The sequence below is a fragment of the Pelagivirga sediminicola genome (genome assembly GCF_003072125.1).
Classification (GTDB): domain Bacteria; phylum Pseudomonadota; class Alphaproteobacteria; order Rhodobacterales; family Rhodobacteraceae; genus Roseovarius; species Roseovarius sediminicola.
The window spans coordinates 118,615-124,865 of the sequence record NZ_QCYH01000009.1; the positions used below are offsets into that span (position 1 = coordinate 118,615).

The 6,251-nt window shown below is 60.4% G+C and carries 6 protein-coding genes; 4 read left to right on the plus strand and 2 right to left on the minus strand.

Annotated features, from left to right (window positions below; translation table 11 throughout):
- The first annotated feature begins 51 nt into the window (after positions 1 to 51).
- From DC366_RS14715 to pth, 4 genes are all read left to right on the plus strand, one after another.
- Entirely contained in the window at positions 52 to 720 is a 669-nt protein-coding gene (locus tag DC366_RS14715; protein ID WP_108693003.1) for a DUF998 domain-containing protein, read from the plus strand.
- Between the two features lie 3 nt (positions 721 to 723).
- Positions 724 to 1,227 (plus strand): DUF421 domain-containing protein, encoded by a 504-nt coding sequence (locus tag DC366_RS14720; RefSeq protein ID WP_108692987.1) that lies wholly within the window; start codon positions 724 to 726, stop codon positions 1,225 to 1,227.
- A 123-nt stretch (positions 1,228 to 1,350) separates the two neighbouring features.
- Positions 1,351 to 2,022: a 50S ribosomal protein L25/general stress protein Ctc gene (locus tag DC366_RS14725; RefSeq protein WP_108692988.1), complete on the plus strand. Its 672-nt coding sequence runs from the start codon at positions 1,351 to 1,353 to the stop codon at positions 2,020 to 2,022.
- Positions 2,023 to 2,224: 202 nt separating this feature from the next.
- Positions 2,225 to 2,932, plus strand: coding sequence for an aminoacyl-tRNA hydrolase (gene pth / locus DC366_RS14730; RefSeq protein ID WP_108692989.1), 708 nt, complete (start codon positions 2,225 to 2,227; stop codon positions 2,930 to 2,932).
- A gap of 111 nt (positions 2,933 to 3,043) precedes the next feature.
- On the opposite strand, the gene DC366_RS14735 is transcribed toward pth, so the two are convergent.
- A complete protein-coding gene (locus tag DC366_RS14735; RefSeq protein ID WP_108692990.1) occupies positions 3,044 to 4,018 on the minus strand; it encodes an ATP-binding protein in 975 nt (324 codons plus the stop codon).
- A 42-nt stretch (positions 4,019 to 4,060) separates the two neighbouring features.
- Positions 4,061 to 6,251: TnsB C-terminal domain-containing protein (locus tag DC366_RS19945; RefSeq protein ID WP_165802924.1), on the minus strand; the 2,191-nt coding region annotated here is incomplete at its 5' end.

A 6,251-nucleotide genomic window follows, 5' to 3' on the forward strand; every position in this document is an offset into this window, starting at 1 on the left:
CGTTGGTTTAACGATCAAACCATCGCCATCAACCGCAACAGGGGCCATATCATGCCAGACGAAACGCACGCCCGGCCCGCAAATGGCAACGCGGGCGCGCCCCGCACCTATCGCGAGCGGCCCTGGCTGCTGATCGCCTTTGGCGGCATCGGCGTGGCGGGATGCGCGGCTTTGATCGTCGGCACCCTGATTGCGCAGATCGTTGTGCCGGATCATGACTGGATCGCCGATACGATCAGCGATCTGGCGGCGGGCCGCTGGGAGATCATCATGGACGTGGCGCTTTACGGCTTTGCCGCCGGATTGCTGGCAACGGCGCGGGCCGCATCGCATGCGCATATGGGCAAGGGCGGCTGGTCGGTCGGCGTGGCGTCTCTGGCCAGTCTGGTCACCATCATCGGCGCGCGAAACGAATATGGCGACAGCGACCGCGACGGCGTGGTGATCCATATGTATCTCGTCTATGCGATGGGCGCCTTTTTCCTGCTGACCTGCGCGGTGATGCAATCGGGCCTGCGCGCATCCGGTCATGGCACGGCAGGCTGGACGCTGATCGCGCTGGGGGCCGCGTGGGCGGTGATGTGTCCGGTCTTCCTGCTGTCCGCCACATCCGTTGACGGCCTGCTGGAGCGGATACTGGGCGTGATCGCATGCGGCATCGTGCTGGTGCCCAGCGTGGTTTTCATCCAGCGCGGGCTGGCCTGCGTGAAGGAACTCTGAGACATGCAGCTTTTGTCCATCGCCCTGCAGACGCTTCTGGCCGTCTTTGCCGTCATCGTTCTGGCACGCGTCAACGGCCTGCGGTCCTTCTCCAAGATGTCGAGCTTCGATTTCGCCCTGACGGTGGCGGCAGGTTCGGTCTTGGCTACGATGATGACCAGCGCCGACACGCCATGGCCCGGCCTTGTCGCGCTGACGGTGCTGTTCGCGGCACGTTTTGTCGTGTCGTTCCTGCGACAGAAGTGGTCCCCGATCCGCCGCCTGACGGACAATGCGCCCCTCATGCTTTTCTACGAGGGCAGGCTTCTGGAAGAGAACCTGGCCCTGTCGCGCGTCACCCGCGACGAGCTGCGCGCCAAGCTGCGCGAGGCGAACGCGATCACGACAGGATGCGTGCGCGCCGTGGTGCTGGAGGCGACCGGCGATGTCAGCGTCCTGCATGGCGAGGATCTGGACCCCGATGTGCTGAAGGGTGTCTCATGGGGACGGGCCGAGCCGCCCGAATGACGCGGGCTGCGGCATGGGCGCGCGCATTCACTCTTCCCATCGGCGCGCAAATCCTCTATGGCCACGGCTTCATGCGGGGCTACAGCCTTGGAGGAGCCCCGCCCTAACCTATGGAGACTAAACATGGCTGGAGAAATTCCTGATCTTCACGCCCAGGAACGCACGGGGACAGGCAAGGGCGCCGCTCGTGCAGCACGCCGCGCTGGCATGGTTCCGGGTATCGTTTTTGGTGGTGACAACGATCCGTTGCCGATCAACATTCCGTTCAACGAGCTGCTCAAGAAGCTCAAGAAGGGCCGTTTCAAATCGACGCTCTTCAACCTGAAGGTCGACGGCCAGGAAGACGTGCGCGTCATCTGCCGCGACGTGCAGCGCGACGTGGTCAAGGATCTGCCGACGCATCTGGACCTGATGCGCCTCAAGCGCACGACCAAGATCAACCTGTTCATCCCGATCGACTTCCAGCACGAGGACGAGTGCCCGGCCATCACCAAGGGCGGCGTCATGACCACCATCCGCGGCGAGGTCGAGCTGCTGGTGACAGCGGGCGACATCCCCGACGCGCTGGTCGTGGACATGCGCAAGCTGGTCGATATCGGCGACACGATCACGATCTCGGATATCGAGCTGCCCAAGGGCGCCGAGCTGGTGATCAAGGACCGTGATTTCATGATCTGCAACGTGTCTGCCCCGTCGGCCCTGAAATCCGATGGCGAGGACGAGGATGAGGTCGAAGCCGATGAGGTTCCGACCATCGAGCAGGAAGAGGACATCCCGCCGACCGACGGCGAGTGACCCTTTCAGCCTTGTGACTTCGGAAAACGCGGCCCTGATGGGGCCGCGTTTTTTCGTCTGGGCCGCGCAGGCCCAAGGCACCGGCACAGCCCACCATTGGCGCCCCGCCGCCCAAAACACGCGCGTTTCGCGAAAAATTGTGATTCAAGTTTTCCGCGAAACACTTTAGACCCATTCGCGACCCGACCAGGAGGCGCGCCAAATGCTGATCTTTGCAGGGCTGGGAAATCCCGGCGCGAAATACGCGGGCAACCGACACAATATCGGCTTCATGGCAGTGGATCGAATCGCGTCCGATCACGGTTTTGGTCCGTGGAAGGCGCGGTTTCAGGGACAGGCCAGCGAGGGCAAGCTGGGCAGCACCAGGGTGCTCTTGCTCAAGCCCGGCACATTCATGAACCTGTCGGGCCAATCGGTGGGCGAGGCGATGCGGTTCTACAAGCTGGAGCCGACCGACATCACCGTTTTCCACGACGAGATCGATCTGGCCCCAGGCAAGCTGCGCGTCAAGGATGGCGGCGGGCATGCCGGCCATAACGGCCTGCGCTCGATCCACCAGCATATCGGCCCGCATTACAGCCGCGTGCGCATGGGGGTCGGCCATCCGGGCCGCAAGGAGGCGGTGCCGGGCTATGTGCTGAGCGATTTTGCCAAGGCCGATCAGGAGTGGCTGGACGACGTGCTGCGCGGCGTCAGCGACGGCGCGGCACATCTGGCGGAGGGCGACAACGGCCGGTTCCAGAACGCCGTCGCCCTGCGCACCGCGCCGCCGAGGTCTTCCGGCGGCAAATCCCCCGATCCGAAATCGGCACCGCCCGAACCCGCCGCGCGCGCACCCAAGCCGGACCCGCAGCCAGAGCCGCCCGATACCCGCAGCGCGCTGCAAAAACTGGCCGACAGGTTCCGCTGACCGGCCCAAGGCCGCCGTGCCGGTGCCCGTTGCGAAGATATCTGGTGCCAATGCACCATAAGTTTGCACAGTCAGATGTTTCGGGCTCCGCGCGCCAACAAAATACCCTATTTATTTCAGTGTGTTGTAGGTGGGCCTTTTCCGAGGTAAGGCATAAGCATGCACATGTGACACATAAGCATGCACGGCGGCGGTCAAAAAAGGGCCCGCGATGCGAGCCCTGAAACGTCCATATCGATATTTGCCTGTTTTCTGGCCATGAAGTCTGCACAGCCCGAAAGCGCGGATCAGCAGTTCAATGACGAGGCCCCAGCGTGAGGCGCAGGCAAAATCCAGGCGCTGCAGGAAATCGACGTCAACGAGGTTGTCGACATCGACTTCGGCGCGCTCGGCATAGGTATACACGAGCTTGTTCAATTCGATCATGTCCGGATCCCGGGTCGGATCAGCGAACCTGCCCATGTGGATCTCATCGAATTGAATGTGGGAGAGGAGATGCGCGATCTGCTCTTCAGAGTTCACATGGCTGGCCAGAACCGGAACGCCTGACAGGATGAGCATCAATGGCCATTCTGGTTCCTTCATCAGCGCCTTGAAACGGTCGAGGAGCTTTTCATTGGACTTTGGACCAGACGTAAAGGCGTGCTGGCATTCGTCGTAGTAGAGGCCGATGACGCCCTGTTCGCGGCATTGATGGCGAACCATGTTCCAAAATTCACCCTGGGTGCGCCGGGGATTCGCGGAGTAACCGAGTGCCTCAAGTGTCTTGTGGCCAAGATCTTTCCAGCTAATCGACCCGTCCAACTTGCAGTATACGATCTTACCGGGCTTCCCGTTGGGCATTTCTGTCAGGCTGGCATTGAATTCCTCGACAAGCCGGACGGTCTCGGAAGTCTTGCCGACCCGGGACTCTCCAGTCACCAACATGCCGCGCACTTCGAAATGCCCGCCGATGGAGGCTTTTACATAGTAGTCGTGCAGGCAGTTTTCAAAAGCTTCGCGGAGTTTTGCCGCGCGCGGGAAGGTATAGTGGCCGCGCTGCAGAGTGAGGGATGCGTTAATGCGGTTCGGGTCGATGAAACTCATGGTTATCCTTTGAATGACTGGACGTCGTTGAGAAGCGGGTAGTTACGAAAGTTCACCCTTCTGGGCAGGTCGGCCGAGCCGGACGGGGGGCTCGGAAGACGTTTTCCCGGCCTTGAGCTTGAGCTTTCTTGCTGGCAGCGCTGGCGTAGAGACCGGCACTGCAGGCTCGTGGTCGATGACACTTGCATCGCCAATTGGCAGGATCCCCGGGCCCGAGATCACGGTGTCCAAGGTGCCGGGGGCGACCGTATCGAGCGGCACATGTGTCTGGACCAACCGGGAGGATGCAAACAGGCCCTTGGCCCTCTTGCGGGCTTCGTCCACACTGACATAACTCTTAGGAAGCCGACGCTCGACCCCGATTTTCTTGAGCTGATCATGTCTCTCAAGTCGAACTTTTGCGATCCGGTCTTCGTAGAGCGTTGTCAGCTCGGGGTTCTCGCGACGATATTGCGTCATCAGCTCCAGTAGTTCAGATACGGTCAGATCGGCGAAGACAGTCGTCTGTAACCTTAGCGTGTATGGCTCTGGGTCATACGGGATCACTGCAGTCGCAAAGTTCAGATCGTCCGGATCGATATAGACGGTGACCTTGCCCTGATACCGCTCGATGGCAATCTGGAATTCGTCTGACGAATAGAAAAGGCCTTCCAGCACACGCACACCCTCGTCGTTAGGCTTCAACTTGAATGGCCAGCCCAGATGGATGCGACGGCGATCCTCATTCAACAAGCGAAAGGTCCCTCTGGTCTCATTCAGCTCCTTGAAGACCTCAGTAGGCCGGCGCCCCCCCATCCCGACGCCCATGTGTTTCAGGGACGGGTATTCGTCGATGAAAAACTTGGTCAGGATTTCATAGAGGAGGTCAATATCCAGCACGCCCGATGCCTTCGCGTCATAGCCGGGCAGCTCTCCGGCCTTCCGTCCGGTGTAGCCATGAAGCAGCTTTAACAATACGGATTCCGTGGTGCCAAACATCCGTTCAACATATGGCTTGTCGGCGGAGGCATGTGTCCGCACGTCGGTATTTGCCGACGCAATCCCCATGAGCGCGGACTTGACCTCGGCATTCCGCAGGCCAGTACCATTGTCATTGCGCACCATGCCGAGACCCATGGCAGGCACAGCCTCGCCCTCGCAACCGTAGATACGCTTCTCGCGGGTCTTGTCGCGCGTTGCCATCCGCAGCAGCTGCATCGTGGCTTCGGCTTTCGGCTGTTCGCTGACGACCCAGCCCACTGGCATGCGTGTCGCAATGTCAATCATGACGAGAATGCTAAGACGGCTGCGGATTTCTTCATCCGCCCATTCCATTGCTTTCTTGGTATCTTCAGAAAGCGTTTGCCAATAGCCTTTGGCCTTGGCGGAGGTAATCAATGACGCCCGGCATTCGTCCATCTCACAGAATTCGCCGATCATGAGGGCCCGCACGTCCGAGCTACCGCGTCCCCGCTTGTTGCGCGCGTAACGCTCGCCCTTTGTCGCGACCATGTATTCAGTCGGGGTGAGAAGCTCTTTGCGATGGCGGAGAACGGATTGATGGGATGGGACCGGCAGAGAGGGCAACTCGTTGAGCGCCCGCTGCCGGTTTTCCCTGTTAATCAGCGCGGTAAGGTAGCCATGCACGTTCGCTGCCGACGGGCCTTTAAGATCCAGACCGATCTCCTCCCACGCCTCTGTCATAAGTTCTTTCAGGCGCAGGGGCAGACGCGGTGTCTCGTTGCCTTTCAGGTGGTCAAGTGTTGCCAGCCCTGCGACGACGTCGTCTCCGTCCTGAAGGCCTCGATATATTTCATAGTATTTCTTGAGTGTCCTGCCCTGGTAAAGGAACCACTTCTGCTGCAGGCCGCCTTTGAGCGAACTCGCTCCAAGATACACGCGCTCGCCGAAAATCGCTTCTACGAGCGGCCGGATGAATTTCCGGTTCGCGGGATCCGACAGGGTGCCAATGGAAATCTTGAAGTCCGTCTGACCTTCGATAGTTGTCCTGTGCCGGTAGAGCTCATCAATCGCTCGGCACAACGCATAGTGGAACCGGCCGTAAGCCTGCTGCTGTTCGGATAGCTGCGAAGCAACGCTCAGACCTCCAAGCCTCAGCGTTGCACTGCCCTCTGGCAGAAGCTGTGAAGGGGCGAAGGTCACAGCTCCGGACTTCGTGTCAACGGCGGAGTAAAAACCGGCCACGCGGCGGCGTAAAACCAGGCCAGTGACGGGGCACCAAGCGCCATGGTGC